The sequence below is a fragment of the Kitasatospora sp. NPDC023118 genome, from assembly GCF_055560875.1.
The window spans coordinates 190586-206406 of record NZ_JBVHHW010000011.1; the positions used below are offsets into that span (position 1 = coordinate 190586).

13 protein-coding genes are annotated in these 15821 nt (G+C 70.8%); 5 read left to right on the forward strand and 8 right to left on the reverse strand.

Annotated elements, in window-relative coordinates; genetic code table 11:
• The first annotated feature begins 3 nt into the window (after positions 1-3).
• From ACZ3UD_RS16965 to ACZ3UD_RS16985, 5 genes are all read left to right on the forward strand, one after another.
• Positions 4-963, forward strand: coding sequence for a replication-relaxation family protein (locus tag ACZ3UD_RS16965; protein ID WP_465587405.1), 960 nt, complete (start codon positions 4-6; stop codon positions 961-963).
• 13 nt (positions 964-976) lie between these two features.
• A complete protein-coding gene (locus ACZ3UD_RS16970) occupies positions 977-1921 on the forward strand; it encodes a C40 family peptidase (RefSeq protein WP_465587408.1) in 945 nt (314 codons plus the stop codon).
• Positions 1922-2064: 143 nt separating this feature from the next.
• Complete coding sequence (locus ACZ3UD_RS16975; protein ID WP_465587411.1) at positions 2065-2841, forward strand: hypothetical protein; 777 nt, start codon at positions 2065-2067, stop codon at positions 2839-2841.
• A gap of 224 nt (positions 2842-3065) precedes the next feature.
• Entirely contained in the window at positions 3066-4115 is a 1050-nt protein-coding gene (locus ACZ3UD_RS16980) for a nucleoside hydrolase (protein ID WP_465587413.1), read from the forward strand.
• Positions 4112-6163 (forward strand): hypothetical protein, encoded by a 2052-nt coding sequence (locus ACZ3UD_RS16985; protein WP_465587416.1) that lies wholly within the window; start codon positions 4112-4114, stop codon positions 6161-6163. The genes ACZ3UD_RS16980 and ACZ3UD_RS16985 overlap by 4 nt, the downstream gene beginning before the upstream one ends.
• 67 nt (positions 6164-6230) lie before the next feature.
• On the opposite strand, the gene ACZ3UD_RS16990 is transcribed toward ACZ3UD_RS16985, so the two are convergent.
• Genes ACZ3UD_RS16990 through ACZ3UD_RS17025 form a run of 8 tightly spaced genes read right to left on the reverse strand, consistent with a single transcriptional unit; the run spans position 6231 to position 15611 of the window.
• Positions 6231-6677, reverse strand: a complete 447-nt coding sequence (locus tag ACZ3UD_RS16990; RefSeq protein ID WP_465587419.1) for a hypothetical protein — start codon at positions 6675-6677, stop codon at positions 6231-6233.
• 55 nt (positions 6678-6732) lie between these two features.
• Positions 6733-8451, reverse strand: a complete 1719-nt coding sequence (locus ACZ3UD_RS16995; RefSeq protein WP_465587421.1) for a type IV secretory system conjugative DNA transfer family protein — start codon at positions 8449-8451, stop codon at positions 6733-6735.
• Between the two features lies 1 nt (position 8452).
• Entirely contained in the window at positions 8453-10006 is a 1554-nt protein-coding gene (locus tag ACZ3UD_RS17000; protein ID WP_465587424.1) for a type VI secretion protein, read from the reverse strand.
• Complete coding sequence (locus tag ACZ3UD_RS17005) at positions 10006-11538, reverse strand: SCO6880 family protein (protein WP_465587427.1); 1533 nt, start codon at positions 11536-11538, stop codon at positions 10006-10008. The genes ACZ3UD_RS17000 and ACZ3UD_RS17005 overlap by 1 nt, the downstream gene beginning before the upstream one ends.
• Before the next feature lie 3 nt (positions 11539-11541).
• Positions 11542-13524, reverse strand: a complete 1983-nt coding sequence (locus ACZ3UD_RS17010) for a hypothetical protein (protein ID WP_465587430.1) — start codon at positions 13522-13524, stop codon at positions 11542-11544.
• A gap of 58 nt (positions 13525-13582) precedes the next feature.
• Positions 13583-14371, reverse strand: a complete 789-nt coding sequence (locus tag ACZ3UD_RS17015) for a hypothetical protein (RefSeq protein ID WP_465587433.1) — start codon at positions 14369-14371, stop codon at positions 13583-13585.
• Positions 14371-14730, reverse strand: coding sequence for a hypothetical protein (locus ACZ3UD_RS17020; protein ID WP_465587436.1), 360 nt, complete (start codon positions 14728-14730; stop codon positions 14371-14373). The genes ACZ3UD_RS17015 and ACZ3UD_RS17020 overlap by 1 nt, the downstream gene beginning before the upstream one ends.
• The gene (locus tag ACZ3UD_RS17025; RefSeq protein WP_465587439.1) at positions 14727-15611 is read right to left on the reverse strand and encodes a hypothetical protein; all 885 of its coding nucleotides are present in this window, start codon (positions 15609-15611) and stop codon (positions 14727-14729) included. The genes ACZ3UD_RS17020 and ACZ3UD_RS17025 overlap by 4 nt, the downstream gene beginning before the upstream one ends.
• Between the last annotated feature and the right edge of the window lie 210 nt (positions 15612-15821).

Sequence of the window (15821 nt, forward strand, 5' to 3'; positions counted from 1 at the left end):
CCCATGCCCAGCCCCCTCGTGCCCAGCGCCCGTCCCCGCACCACCCGGCGTCAGCCGCCCCTCTACGCCCTCGCGTCCCGCCTGACAGCCCGCGACCTGTGGCTGCTGGAGATGCTGCTGGAGCACTCCGTCCTGACCACCACCCACATCACCGACCTCTCCTACACCTCCCGCCGCTCGGCCAACCGGCGTCTAGCCACCCTCACAAGCCTCGGCCTGCTCACCTCCTTCCGGCCCCAGCTGCCCATCGGTTCCTCCCCCGCGCACCACACCCTCGGCTCCACCGGCGCCGCCCTGCTCGCCGCCCGCTACGCGACCACCCCGGCCGCCCTCGGCTGGCATCCCGAGCACTGCACCCGCACCGCCTTCTCCCCCACCCTCACCCACGACCTCGGGGTGACCACGTTCCTCACCCAGCTCGTCCAGGGATCCGCCCCCACCGGGTACTTGAGCGCCTGGTGGTCCGAGCGCCGCTGCCGCGAGCAGTGGGGCGACCTCGCCCAGCCCGACGCCTTCGCCATGTGGACGGCCCCCGGCGGCGAGGTCTCCTTCTTCCTGGAACACGACACTGGCACGGAGTCCCTCACCCGCCTCGCCGCGAAGCTCGACGACTACGCCGAACTCGCCTTCGCGACCCGCAGCCGGCCGCTCGTCCTGTTCACCCTCCACAGCCAGCGCCGTGAGGCCAACCTTCACAAGCGCCTCGCCGGCCACGCCGCCCTCGACTACCTGGCCGCCGCCACCTACAGCCGCGACCAGCCCACCACCCCGGCCGAGCCGGTCTGGCTGCCGGTCAGCGCCCTCTCGCGCCGCCTGCATCTCGCCGAACTTCCCGACGGCTGGCCTGCCGACCGCCGCCCCGCTATGTCCGCGCTCGCCGCCACCGGCACCGTCCACATGGGCAACCGCCCAGTCGTCCCGCCGCCCCACCCGCTCCCGCCCGGCCGCCCGGCCCGCGCCTGAACGGACGGCACCGATGGAGTCTGCGGCGGCCCGCGCCGCCGCTGTAGCTGCCGCGGGCTGCCTTGCCGCCTTCCTGGTCCTCATCGCCGCCGCCGGAGCTGCCCTGTCCGCCGCCACCGGCGGCCTCCTCGGTCTCCTCACCGACGACGGATCACCCAACAGCACTGCCATGGCCGACGTCCCGCCCCGCATGGCATCTCTCTACCAGCAAGCCGCACTCACGTGCCCCGGTCTGCCCTGGACCGTCCTCGCTGCCATCGGCAAGATCGAGACCGACCACGGCCGCGCGGCGGACCAGACCTCCAGCGCCGGGGCCGTCGGCCCGATGCAGTTCCTCCCCAGCACCTTCGCCCAGTACGCCGAGCCCGTACCGTCCGAAGGCGCTGTCCCGCCCACCCCCTGGGACGCGGTCGATTCGGTGCACGCCGCGGCCCGCCTGCTCTGTGCCAACGGCGCCCGCAACGGCGGCGACATCCGGGCTGCCGTCTTCGCCTACAACCACGCCGACTGGTACGTCGACAAGGTCCTCATCCAGGCCCGCGAGTACGCCGGCGCTGACCCGCTCGCCCTCACAGCCCCCAACCGCGCCGCAGCGACGGCCGTCCTCTTCGCCCGCTCCAAGATCGGAACCCCGTACGAATGGGGCGGTACCGGAACCGAGGGCCACGGCTACGACTGCTCCGGCCTCACCCAGGCCGCCTACGCCGCCGCCGGCATCCCCATCCCCCGCGTCGCCCAGGACCAGTACAACGCCACCACCAAGCTCCCACCCGGAAGCGCCCTGCTCCCCGGCGACCTCGTCTTCTACGGCACCTCCACCACGGACATCACCCACGTTGGCCTCTACCTCGGAGGCGGCCAGATGATCGAAGCACCCCGCGCAGGCATCCCCGTCCGCCAAGCCTCCTACCGGCCACCTGGCCTCAGCTTCGTCGGCGCAACAAGGCCGGCCTGGTGAACACCACGGTGCACACCCGCGTTACCGCGCCCAGCCGCAGCCCCCATCTGTGATCGGGCCATAGACGGTGGGCGCCCGTGGTGCGCACCCGGACGAGACCGACCCGCTCAGCCTGCGACCGAACTCCCAGGAGTACAGGACTCGTGCCCAGCACCCTCCCGACCACCCCGCCCACCCACGCCGAACTTCGTCGCACCGGCAGAGTACTCACCACAGGTACCTGGGTGCTCGTCGGTGCGGTGTGCACCTTCTCCGCCATGACCGGCGCCCACTTCATCGGTGCGCACACCCCTCGGCCCTGGTCGGGCTGGACGCTTGCGGGTGCCATCGATGCTGCCTTCGTCATGGCTCTCCAGGCCGACGCCACGCTCGCCCGCTTCGGCTCCGACGGAGGCGCCTGGCCCACCGCCTTCCGCTGGCTCACCGGCGCGTTCTCCGTCTTCGCCAACATCGGCGATGCCGCCCTCGCCGGAGACCCGGTCGGCGTCCTGGTCCACCTCATCGCCCCTGTCCTACTCCTGGTGCTCGGGGAAGCCGGCCCTGCCTGGCGCCGTCAGCTCGTCAGCCTCAGCCGAACTCCTCCGAATCTTTCTGACAGTTGCTCAGTCCTGTCTGGCGGACACCCGCACACCTCCGACCTGACCGATTCCGTTACCGATACCGTCGGCCAGCCTGAAATGCACACCAGGAGCCGAGTGCACACCTGCACCCCGAACCTCCTTACCGATACCGTTCCTCCGAGCGATGCGCAGGAAGCCCGGGCCCGCATTGTCCAAGGCCGCCTCGACGGCCTCAGTCAGCGGAAGACTGCCCGGCGGGCCCACCGCAGCCCCGCATTCGTCCGCAAGGTCTGGACTGCAATGGACAAAGGTTCAGATTCCTCTGGACACCCGAGAGACGCCCAGGGGGTCAGGCACTGACCTGGTGATCGACATCCGCTGAACACCCTCTGACTGCAACTGTCAGGCCCCGGCGCTACTTTACGATTGGGATCGAAGACAGCACTTCACAGCCGGCACCGGGGACATCCGAGCCTGCCGGGCGCAGGCGCAACGGCTGTCCTTCGAAGCGTGGTCAACAGCCCCATTACGATGGATCTTCAGAGGTCCTGACGACCGTTACTGAACGAGCGAAGGGGGATGACGTGGGGGACAGCTCCGAAGATACGTGGGACGACCTGCGCCGGCACTGGGAAGCCATCATGGCGCTGGGCAAGACAGATCCCGGCGGTGTGTTCGGGATGATGGCGGATGACATGCGTTCGGCCTCCTGGCCGGAGGATCTTCGCAACGCGCCGCTCATCATCGACACCGACATCGGCGGGGATGCCGACGACGCCCTGGCCGTCGCTGCTGCCGCACGGTACACGTCGGACCTGAGGCTCGTCATCACCGGGGACGAGTCCAAGGGCCGTCGCGCACGCTTCGCGCGTCATCTGCTGGACCTGATGGGTCGCTCCGACGTGGTGACGGTGGCTGGTGCCGAGCTTTCCGACACGCCGTACTTCGTGGTGGAGCACCTCATCCCACAGGACGTGCCGGCCCAGCGCTCCGACGTCGTCGCCGCCGTCCGCGAGGTCCTGGCCTCCACCGACGGGCCGGTGAGGTGGGTCGGCATGGCCCCGCTGTCGAACCTCGCCCACGTCCTCGCCGCGGCACCTGAGGCGGCCTCACGCCTGAGGGTGACCCAGATGGGCGGAGCCTTGCGCTACCGCAACCCCGAACGCGCCGAGCACAACGTCCGGCTGGACGTGCCGGCTGCCCACGATGTGCTTGCGGCAGTCGCCGTCGGACACCTGACCACGCCGGAGTTCATCGCATCCGAGGTCACGTTCACGCCCCGGATCGAGGTCACGCAGCAGAGCCCCCTGTACGCGTGGCTGGCCTCTTCCGATGCGCCGCGATGGGCCGGGCTCCTCGCGGCACACCTGGACGCGTGGTTCAGCCGTTTCCACCCCGGCAGCATGCAGCACGACGCGCTCACCCTCTCGGCCGCCCTCAACCTCCCCTTCGTCGACTCCGACGACATCGGCATCGCGATGGACGACATCGGACGGACCACCGCCAGCGACGACGGCGTCCGGCTGCGGTGGAGCTTCGAGGCTGACTATGACGCCTTCATGGCATGGCTGACCAGGACCCTGACAAGCCAGCCGACGTCGGCAGCCGCTCGTCCGGAAAGTGAGCGGAGTTGATAGAGCAGGAGTATCCGACCCTCTCCGCCCTCCTCGACGAATATCGGTTAACGCCTGCTGGACGAGAGGCCGTCGCGGAGTCGTATGACGCCTTCCGCCGTTTTCACGGGCCGTTCATTACGTCCATCGCAGCCGAGATGCTTCCCGATCTCAGGGCGGACGCCGACCAGGGCCGGGTCATCGTCTTTCTGGGACGGGATGGACACAGCTTCGCCGCCGCAACACGGGCCCTGGACCCGGACTTCTTCGCCAAAAGCTGCCGTGAGGTCGTGCTCTCGCGCATCGTTGCGGAGGCCGCGCTCCAGGATCTCGAGCACAACAGCGGAAGAAGCTTCCCCGAGATCGAAGGATTCCGGGGAACACGGGACCGGGTCGCGTCGGAGAGCATCTCGGGAGCTCACCGCGACCTGACCACGTACCTCCGGCGCCAGGGCGTCCCCGTGGGCAAGCCCGGCAGCCGACTGACCCTGGTCGACAGCAGCTTCAAAGGGACGGTGCAGGAGCTTCTGTCTGCTGCCTACCCGAAAACGGACTTCGAGGGCCGCTACGCCTTCTTCGGGGCCGCACCGGACGATCCACGCCCCGATCGGAAGATCGGATATGTCGTCCATCTGAGGGCCGAGCAGACCGGCGAGGGCAAGGGGTATCCCTTTGACGACCTCCACCCCACCCCGGGATGGACCTTCGCCAGCAAGGAGCCCGTCAACGTCATCGAGCACACGCTGAACAGCCCGATGGACACCCCGCGGAGTATGGCGGCCGACGGTCCTCAGCAGCGGCGTCAGCGGGACGTTCCGGACGTCCTCCGTGGCTTCAACCCGATGTTGGTCCCGGAACGGTTCAGGGATCCGTTGACACGCGAGGCGATCAAGGCTGCGGCGCTGCTGGCCGTGTACGACGCCGCCGCCGAACGCGCCGCCCTCGGCCCGGCGGATGTAGGCTGGCTGGCCGAGCGGATGCGGGAGAGGTTTCAGTTCACCGAAGCCGTCCGGCAGTGGGTCGAGCGAAGCCCTGACGTCGACCCGCAGCTGAAGACCGTGCTCGACAGCGTGGTGCGCCGAGTCGATCACCCGGTCTACAGCAAGTTGCAGGACCATCTCGCCGAGCAGGGGATTTCGGAGGAGCAGGCCGCCCGCACCTGGTTCCAGATGGAACAGTTCCCCGACCGGGCGAGCCGAGCCGAGTTCGTCCACGCGACCACCCAACCGTCGGCCGACAGCAGGTCGGCTGTGGGCCCGGCGGTACAGGCGGAGGCGGGTGACACGCAGCGGCTTCGCTACGGGGACGTGCCGGACGCCGACCTCGCCGCGCTGCTCGCCCACACCGCCCGGGAAGCGGAGACCGCCCGAAGCCAGGCAGCGAACGCCGAAGGACGGGCCGACGAGATCGCGACCTCCCTTGCGCCAGGCGGCGAGGTCGAGCAGCGTGTAGCTGCCCGGGCCGAGCGGGTGGATGCCATCCTGCAGAGCCGGGCGGATGGCGCCCTCGTGGAACAGCTGGCTGGTGACGTCGAACGGACTCGCCAGCAGGCTGACGTGATGGAGGGGCGATTGGCGGAGCGGGGCGGGTTCGGGAGGCCCGCTGTTCGTGGTGCCGAGCGTGAGGTCCTCGAGCAGCAGTTGGCGGACCTTCGCGTGGCCACACAGAGCGGTGAGCAGCACCTCGACGCTGCCCGGGAGCAGCTGAAGGTGAGTGCCCGGGCGGCTGGAGATCCCGCCGAGCATGACGTGGTACTGGCGACTTGGCAGCAGTCCGGCGGTCATCCGGCGGAGGTGCTGGCGCGTGCCACCTCGGCGCGCGAACGGGGCCTGGAGGCGGCAAAGTCGGAGGCGCAGGCCGCGCACGAGCGAGCCGCCGGCCTGGACATCGCGACGGGTCAGATCCGGCAGGAGCTGGGCAGGCGCGCTGCCCAACCTCCAGCTCAGCGCCTCGCCGAGGACGCCCAGCGGGTGCAGGCGGCCCAGCGGGCGGCGGTTCCGCAGCAGCAGGTCCAGCAGTCCGGGCCAGTGCAGGACCGCGGCCAGGGCCGGAGCGGGCCGTCGCGATAGGACGGTTGCGCGAACACGGATGCGCCTCGCCCCCACCGGAAGCACCGGCGAGGCGCATCTGTCGAACTCAGGAGGGCCAGCCGCCTGCCTTCATCGCGTTCACGGCGTGCGCGGCGGCCAGGCGGTTGGCCTCGGCCTCGGCCGGGTGGTACGGGGCGGCGGCGATCCGGCTCGGGTCGTCGTCGAGCCAGTCGGACAGTGCCCCGCCGGTCGGCTTCTTCCGCGGCGGCGGATCCTGGTGCCCCTCCTCACAGGCCGGGGCGGCGAGGTACGGGGTGACGGAGTGGAGCTCCTTGATCCAGGCGAGTTCGCCGAAGGTGCCCGTCCGGGTGGGGTCGCCGCAGTAGGTGCGGACCCAGCCGAGGTAGAGGGCCGTCAGGATCTCCAGGACGGGCTCGTGGCCGTCGCGGTACCAGCAGCGGGGGATCTTGCGGTGCAGGTGGTGGTGGGTGATCAGCCAGTCCACCCACGGGGCCAGTTCGACGAGGCGCTGCTGCCGGTCCGCGGGCGTCATCGCGGACCACACCCACCGCCTCGGCGGCGGCGGCGCGGTGCTTCCGGTGGCGGGGTCATACATCGGTGGCCTCCCGGGCCCGGTACGGCGACGCGTCGACAGGCGGCACCGCGGGGGGCCGGGCCAGCCACGCCTTGACGTCCGGGTCGCGCCAGGTCAGGCGCATGCGGACGCGGATCGGCGGCCGGTTGAAGTACAGCGCGATCGCGGTGTGTTCGGGGATCTCGCGCAGCTGGTGGACGGGCAACAGGTCCGACTCGACGACGTTGGTCGAGGTGGAGTCGCGGCCGGTGCCGGTGGTGTGGCTGGTCCTCTCCACGAGTTCCCGGCCGAACAGGAACGACATGTAACGCATCGTCTCGTCGTCGGCCATGCCTGGCAGCAGCAGCCGCAGCGTGCTCGCCGAGATGATGGTCTTGGCGCCTTCTCGGCCCATCCGGCCGGCGAGCTGCGAGTAGTCGTGCCAGATGCTCAGAACGGTGATGCCCATGCCGCGGCCGGTGGTGAGCACGTTGGGCAGCTTCGGGTAGCGCAGGAAGTTGCCGGCCTCGTCGACGAACAGGCCGAGCGAGCGGTCGGGGTGTCGGCCGAGCTTCTCGTACCGGACCTCGGCGGCGTGGAGGACCGCGGCGATCAGCGAGGTGAAGTACGGCGCGAACCGGTCGGCCTGCGAGGGGGCCGCGATCAGTACGAGCGTGCCGTTGCGCTCCAGCAGTTCCTCGGCGCTGAAGTCGGTCCGTTCGGCGGCCTCGCGGATGCCCGTACTGCGGTACGTCGCCGCCAGGACGTTCAGGGTGAACTGCACGGACCCCTTGCCGTCGTCGTGCAGTGTCGTCCAGGGCTGGGCGTAGTCCAGTGCCGCTTCCGGGTGGTCCTCCTCCAGGATCGCGCGGACGTGGTCGACCGCCGCCTCGCCCTGGGTGAGCCAGCGCCGGAACGACTTGATGCCGCCCTTGGACGTCCGGGAGGCCAGCAGCAGTCCGGCCACGATGGCGCGGGCCTGGATCAGCCACGGCTCGGCCTTCGGGTCGTACGTCTTCTGGCTCGCGTCGGCCATCCACTCGGCCATGCGCTCCGCGGCCTCGTCGTCGACGGCGTAGTCCACCGGCGACCAGTGCGCGGTCAGCCACGGCCCGGCCGGCAGCCCCGCGGGGGCGATCACCCACACCGGGCCGATGTGGCTGCGGGCCGCGTAGATCTCCTCCAGGTCGGAGGCCTTGGTCGTCGTCACCAGCGCCGGGCCCTGCCACTCTGCCGCGTTCGGGGACAGCAGGCCGGAGGTCTTCGCGGATCCGGGCGGACCGAACGCGATCGCGCTCGCGCTGCGCTCGATGACGCCGACGATCTTCCGGGTCTCCCGCCCCCGCCCGGCGGTGATGCGGTCCGCGCGCTCGGCCGGGGATTCGGGCAGGGCCATCTCCTTCTCGACCTTGGCCCCGCCCCACGTCGCCCCGCCCGCGAGCGAACGGCGACGGCGACGGCCGAGGCGCCGCACGACCACCACGGCAAGGACGGCCAGCAGCACGACCAGAAGGCCGAAGACGGTGTAGAACAGCCAGGCGGGCGGGGCCGGCTGGTAGACGGAGGCCGGCCCCTGCGCGACGGACAGCAGCAACGTCTCGGGCACGGACGCGGTCATCTTCGGCAGGCCGCCCCCGGACAGCAGGCCCGCCAGGGCGCCGGCTGCGAGCGACACCGCGCCCAGCGAGATGACCGCCCCGGCAGCGAGTCCGAACAGGAACGTGCTGTCGTCCACCCGGTTGTCGGAGGCCACCTCAGATCACCATCTTCTCGTCGGTCTCGAACAACTCCCGCTCGGTGCGCGACAGCAGTAGCTGCACGGCGTGCGAGCCGCCGCCCCTGCCGACCTTCCACAGCGCGCGCCCGCGCTGCCCGGCGCCCCAGGACCCGATCAGGTCACACTCGGCGTCGGTCAGACCGATCGCCTCCCGGGTGAGGTTCAACGGCTTGGTGTCCTGGGCGAGTTGGATCCGGGTCTCGCACGAGGCGATCAGGTCCTTGGCGATCGCCACCGCCTCGCTGCCCGCTGCGCCGACCGCCTCGAAGTCCGAAAGTCGGTGGGTGGCGAGGAGCTGGATCGTGCCGGTTGCCCGGGACAGACGCAGGTCGGCGTCGATCTTGCGCACCATCGACGACCCGCCGGACTGCATCTGCCGCCACAGCTCGTCGCGCACGATGATCCACGGACGTCCCGGCCGGTCGATGGCCGACTGCGCCCACGAGGACACACAGGTCAGCACCATCGCGACCACCTCGTCCCCGTACTGCTGCAGCGCGGAGATATCCACACTCTGGATCGGCGCGTCCCAGTCCAGCGACACCGAGGTCTTCTCATCGAACAGGCCACCCAGGTGGCCGGAGATCATGCTGCCGAGGGCGGAGCGGATGCTGGCCATCTGCTCGCGTGCGGTCTGCACGTCGCCTCCGCGCACCCGCAGCTCCCGGGCCATGGCCTCGGTCGGGTCCTTGAGGACCTGGTAGACCAGTGGCAGGGTCGGGGTGTCAAGGCGGGTGTGTCCCGCGCCGGCCAGCGCACCGGTGACCTCACGCACGGCGACGTCCAGGCACTCCTCCTCCTGCGGTTGCAGCACCCGCTTGAGCTGGAGCTCCAGCAGGGCCTTGCACAGCGTCAGGCGACGCCGGTGGATCTCGGTCAGCCGCGCCGTCAGCTCGGCGCCGTCCTTGATGAGGTGCAGGTCCTGGCCGAGCGGCCCGGCGTCCAGCGGGTTGAGGCGACCAGAGAGTCCGGGGCCCAGGCGCACGGGTTCGGTGCCGAGGTGCCGGCACAGGGCCGCGTACTCGCCCTTGACGTCGCCGGCGATGAGCGTGCGGTGCCCGAACGCCATCAGCCGGAAGCACAGCGCCTTGACGTGCGCCGACTTCCCGGAGCCCGGGATGCCGGTGAGGATCACGTTGGGGTTGGTCGCCAGCCCCTCCTTCACCCACACGCTCGGATGCGCGCTGAACGCCTGCATCGTGAGCGTGTTGAACCCGATATAGGCGCCGACCGGCGGCAACGACGCGGCGTGCAGGAACGGATAGATCCCCGACGCCCGCCCGGTGTCCGCACGGAACACCTCCGCCTTGGCGTGCGAGGCGGCCCGGCCCGCGTACGGCTGGTGCCACCCCTTCTTCGGGGCGATCCGCATCGCCGTCGCAGGGTCCTCCAACAGGCGGGCCCGCCGCAGCTCCCGGGCACTGGGCTGACGCTGCGCGGGCAGTGACTCGGAGGGGTCGAACAGGTCGGCGACCCGCGTGGACTCGAGCGAGGTGTCGCTGCGCTCGCGGCGCAGGAAGGGGAAGCCCATCAGATGGCCATCCTTCGCGGCGGCAGGCCCATGCCGAGCGGCAGCGCGGCCGCCGCGAACGCCTCGTCCTGAGCGCCCCAGCAGCGCCGCAGCTCCAGCCCGGCGTCACTCGCGTCCGCCTGCAGCTCGGCGCAGGCCGTCTCCAGCTCCTCCAGGTCGGTGACCGTGACGGCGATCAGCGCGACCATGCGGACGACGCCCTGCCCGGAGGCGCGCGCGATGTCCTGCGCCCGGGCGATCTCGGACTCGCGCCGCTCGTCCTCAGACTCAGACCGCCCCGTCTTGGCCCGCAGCGACCGCGCCGCCTGACGCTTCGTCTTCTCCTTGGACAACTCCTTGCGCGCCCGCGCCGGACCGATCGGCTCGTACACCAGCGACATCGAGCGCCGCGCGTTCGTCCTGGGCCGCAGCAACGGCTGCAGGAACGTCGCATACACCTCGGACTGCGGGAAGTTCCGCACCTGGTACGTCACCGTCCACGCCCCGTCGTGCCGATACAGCCCCCACGTGTACTCCGCGGCGGCGGGACCGGCCAACGCCGGGTCGACGCCGGGCAGCGCGCCTTTGTACGAGGGGTCGTCGGCGGCCGCACCGCGCGCCGCCAGCATCTGCTGCGCCTCCGGGTCGTACGCAGTGCGGATGGCCGCGGCCACCCGGCGCGGGTCGAGGAGCTCCACCACCTGCAAGCCCGCGGAGGACAGCGAGCCATGCATCGCGTGGAACTCGCGCACCAGCACGGCGGCCGCGCCGACCTGCCCACCGCCGGCCCCGCGCACGGCCAGGCGGGCCCGCGTCGACGACAGCGTCACCGACAGGTACGTCTCGCGGATCGTGGCGGCGGGGCCCGCGGAGACCATCAGCTCGCCGAGCGCCTGCACGGCGGCCGATGGGGCGTCCTGGGCGGTGTGCCGCACGGTCCACGAGCGCAGCGCCTCACCGTCGTCGGGGAGGCTGCGCTGGTGCACCTGGATGCGGACGATCGCCCCGTCCTCCTTGCACTGGCCGCGCAGGAACGCCGCCCACTGGCGCACCCGGGCGTTCTGGCGCTCGGTGTCGACCAGGGCCAGGCCCGGGAAGGTGACCCTCGCGATGAGGGTGTAGGTGTTGTCGACCGGGTTGTGGACGACGCCGAGCGTGCCGCCCTGGCCGTCCGGAGCGGTCAGGATTCGCAGGCGCGCCAGCACCCCGGGCAGGTCCATCGGCTGGTTCCCCTCCTTGTCGGCGGGGGCGAACACCCCGCTGTAGAAAACGTTCCGCTTGGTCGCGACCGCGACCTGGTGCCGGACGGCCAGCAGCACCCATTCCTCTGCGGCCAGGCCCATCACCCGGCCGTAGGCGAGCAGCAGCAGGACGCCCGCTAGCGGTAGGGCCACCAGGGCGGCGGTCCAACTGTGCCGGTAGACGGGGACAAGGGCGACGACGGAGGCCGCGGCCATCAGGGCGAAGCCCACACCGGACAGCTCGCCGATGAAGCCGGACTTCTCGCGCTGCCAGCCGGTGTAGGTGTCCGGCCGGCTGTGGGACAGGGACATGCGTCAGCTCCCCTCGGATGTCGGCGGCGCCGGTGCGGCGGGCGGTGGTGTTATGGGCTTCGTGGGCATGGCGGCGGCCGCCTCCGGCGGTATGGGGGTTCCGAGCGCGGGGGTGGCGGTGTCACCGGCCTTCGGCGACAGCGTGAGCGTGGCGCCATCGGGCACCGGGCCACCCGATACCACCGTCGTCGGCACCTTCGCCTCCGGCGGGCCCCCGGCCGGGCTCTGTGGCTCGGCGGCTGCATCGGCGCCGCTGTCCTGCGCACCGGCGCTCGGCGCGACTGCCCCGCCGCCCTTGCGGGGCGGAATCACGGTGGCGTGGCCACTGCCCGGGGCACCGAGGCCCGCGTTCGCGGCCGTGTTGGCCGCAGCGCCCTCCAGCGTGCCGGCCCCGGCAGCGGCGACCTGTGCACCGAGTCCGACGGCGCTGCCGAGCCTCTCCTTGAAGGAGCGGTCCGAGTCGCCCTTCCAGAACTTCTTACCGGCGCCCGCGCCGATCGGGGTGACCTCGCCTGAGGAGCTGTCGGACGCCGCCGAGCTGGTCTCCTCCTCCAGCGCCTTGGTGTAGCCCGACCCGCCGCCGACGGCCCCGGCCCCGGCCGCGCCGAGCTGGCCGCCAGCGAAGCCGCCGAACGCGGCGCCGACGCTGGAGCCGACCGACGAGATCATCCCGGCGGCCACGCTGTTGCCGCCGCCCGCCTCCACCATGGTCAGGAACCTGGCCAGCGTCGGCCAGGCGAAGATCGCGAGCAGGAAGACGATCAGTCCGACGATCACGTTCTGGATGCCGTCGGCGTGGCCCATAGCGTTGAAGCCGATGCCGAAGCACACCACGATCGCCAGCTTCGAGAACGCCATGGCCGTGAACGCGCGGCGGGCCTTCGGCCACCACTCCTGGGTCTCGTCACTCAGCTGGCCGGCCACCGCCACCGGCATGGCGACCATCAGCACCATGATCCCGGCCTGGCGGATCAGCATCTCGATCCACAGCGCCCCGACGACCAGGATCGACAGGATGCCGAGCACGATGACCACACCGACGGCCTGGGTCGCCACGCCGCTACCGGTGACCAGCGCGCCCCCGGCGGCGGCTCCTCCGCCGCCGCCCGCCACCAGGCTGGAGAACAGCTTGCCGAGCTGCACCTTCATCGCGGCCGCAGCACCCGCCTTGTCCGCACCGCCGCCCTCGAACGAGTAATTGGTGATCCAGATCGACACCTCGTCGATCCAGCTCAGGATCACCTGCGCGGCACCCGCGTACACCCCCAGCACCAGCGCGTACTTGCCGATGCCCTTGAGCACGGTCGCGAGCGGCGCGCCCTGCTGGCTTACGGCCACTTTCCCGAACTGCACCAACATCAGGAAGGTGGCGATCACCACGGACAGGACCGTCATGATCCCGGTCATCTGCCCGATGCCGACCTGGGCGAGATTGATGGTCGAAAAGTCGTTGAAGGCCTCGGCGAACTGCTGCAGCAGCCAGACGACGCCCTCTCCGATCGCCCCGGCGGCCTCGCGCATCGCGTCGGCAGCCATCTTGCTGATCTTGCCCGCAACCCAGTCCAACGGACCGTTGACCGGCGGCGGGTACTTGCCCGCGTTCTGGTCCATGCAGTCCTTGAACTTCTGGCCACCTTCGATGCACTTGTGCAGGGCGTCATCGAGCGGCTTGTAGTTGGAAAGGCTTTTGTCGTAGCCGTCCTCCCACTGCTTGAGGAGCTTGAGCTCCCGGTCCTTGCGCTTCTGGATGACGCTGGGGTCGTCGCAGCCGACCTGGTGCTCGTCGCAGTCGTCCAGAACCTCAGGGTCCTTGAGAAGTCGGCAGTTGTCGGCCTGCGCCAGGATGCAGTACTTGCCGTTCTGGTCGACGCCGACGTTCTCCTCGCTGATCTGGTTGTCCTTGAGCCAGCCCGACGGGATATCGGCTGGGGGGCCGACGCTGGCGTGCGAGCTCGGGCTATCGGCTATCGCCGTTGGGGCGGCCACGACTCCTAGGGCCAGCAGAGCGACCAGGAGCGGGGTGAGAAGCCGGCAGATGCTACGGCTAGTCACGCACCACCATCCACCAGCGGTCATGCCAGGCCTCGGTTGAGTCAGGGCTGTACGGCACGGGGTTCTTCCTCAGGGCGAGGTACTGCGGATCGGTGGTGATCTTCCAGTCGTTGTCCTCCCACTTCATGACGACATCGCTCAGTTGGTTCTTGAGCGGGCTGTCGTCGGGGCCGCCTTTAGGAAGGGTGGCGGTGCGGCTGTAGTGCATCCATACCTGGACCACGCTGCCGTCGTCGTTGAGCGACCTCGCGCGGACGGCGTCGACATTGGTGGTGATCGTCAGGCCCGCCGGGGTGCCGCCGGAGGGCGGCAGGCCGACACCCTCGCGCAGTTTGCGGACCTCGCTGACAGCTTTGTCGATCGAATCCTCGCTGCCTTTGGCGGTGATGACGGTCAGCTGGCGGCGGACCATATCGTCGTCGAGCATCGACAGCTCGTCCATGTGGTAGACCGCAGCGGAGATGGAGCCGTAGCCCCAGCGGGGAAACCCGACGCTCGCGCCGTCCTTCTGCCCGGTCGGCTTGACCAGGTGAACCGGCTTGGCCGTGCCCGGGGTTAGCGACTGCGTCGCGCTGGGGCTCACGGACACGCTCGGCCCCGGGCTCGCCGGAGCAGTGGAGGTCGCGGTCGGGGCAGGGTTGGGCTTCGCGTCCTTGCCGTCGTCGGACAGGCCATTGAGAAGTGCGACGCTGCCGCCGGCGACGACGGCCACGGTCACCACCCCGATCCCGATCAGGCGCAGGCGCGCCCCGCGCGCGGCGCGGTCGTGGCGATCCAGCATCACGCGGCCATCTGGTACGCGGCGAAGATCAGCCCCGAGGTGCAGGCGATGCCCACCCCGGCGATCAGGCTCATCACGATCGCCTTCTTGCCGCGCGCGGCCATGCCGCCGCGCTCGCTGTTCTCCCCGATGGCGACGGCCGCCCAGCCCAGCAGTCCGCCGAGGACGGCGAGCGCCAGCCCGCCGCCGGCCACCCAGCCCAGGATCGTGCCGGTCGGCTTGGAAACGTTCGAGGGCAGGGTCGGCTTGAACGCCGGGATCGGATTGTCGACCGGCGGCGACGCAGGCGGGTCCCCGGCGAGGATGTGCGTGTGCGGGTCGGACAGCAACGTGTTGACGGCGTGCAGGATCTGGCTCACAGCAGCGCTCCTTCTACGGCTTCTACGGAATGGGTCTGTGCGGGTGCTGCCGCCGGATGCGCGGCGGGTGGCAGCGAGTCGCCCCAGCTCGTACGGGCGGAGGTGACGACGGCCTGGGCAAGCTGTTCGGCGGCCTGTACGGAGCGGGCGCCCAGCCGCGAGGCCTCACGCAGGCCACGCGCTCGGATGTCGGCGTCATAGGGCACCCGGACGACGGCGGAGACGCGAGGGGCCAGCATCGTCTCTCCGGCCCGTACCGATGCCGGGGCGCGGCCGTCCCCAGTGGCGACCAGGGCGACCACGATGCGCTCGAGCGGCAGACCCTCGGCGGCCGCCGCCGACAGCGCGGTCTGCAGGGCCGCTATCCCAGCTGCGGTGGTGGCCGCGCAGACCACCGGCACGCTCACCGGCAGCGCGCACCAGGCCGCGGTCAGCCCGGACCGTCCTGCAGTGCGGGAGGCCACGAGGTCGTGCGCCATCGGGTGGCAGGTATCCGCGACCACCGCCGGCCAGCCGCCGATCGCGGCCAACTGATACCAGGCGGCCGGGGCCTCGGGCAGCGGCAGTGGCGGCGCGCTCCACTCCCGGTGGTCCGTCAGCACCTGCCAGGACGAGCCGCCCACGCCGGGAATACGGGCTGCCGCAGCCTGGGCCTGGCGACGGCTGAGTGGCTGGTCGGGCGGGACCGACGCCAGACCGGCGCCGGCCTCCGGCGTCCAGCCCGGCCACGGTGAGGCCAGGCGGGGGGCGAGGTCCAGCACCACGCTGGGAGCGGCCCGGGCGAGGGCGGCGCCCAGCAGTCCTGCCACCGTGGACCGCCCGCTGCCGCCCGTAGCGGCCAGGACAGGGGCGACGAGCCGGCTGTGGAGGGGCAGTTCCACCGCCGGGACAGTAGTTCTGCGTGCCACACCATTCCCCCGAGTTTCGCCATGTCGAGTGACCAGGTTCCCGAGCCGCCACCTGGGCTGTCATGAGTACGTGTACTCATGACAGCCCAGGTGGCCACCCCCTTGGATAGGGGCCGCAGGTCCGGTCATCCCCCCGTCACCGTCCGTGTCGGGCGCAGTCTAATGTCGACGCCGAACAGATGC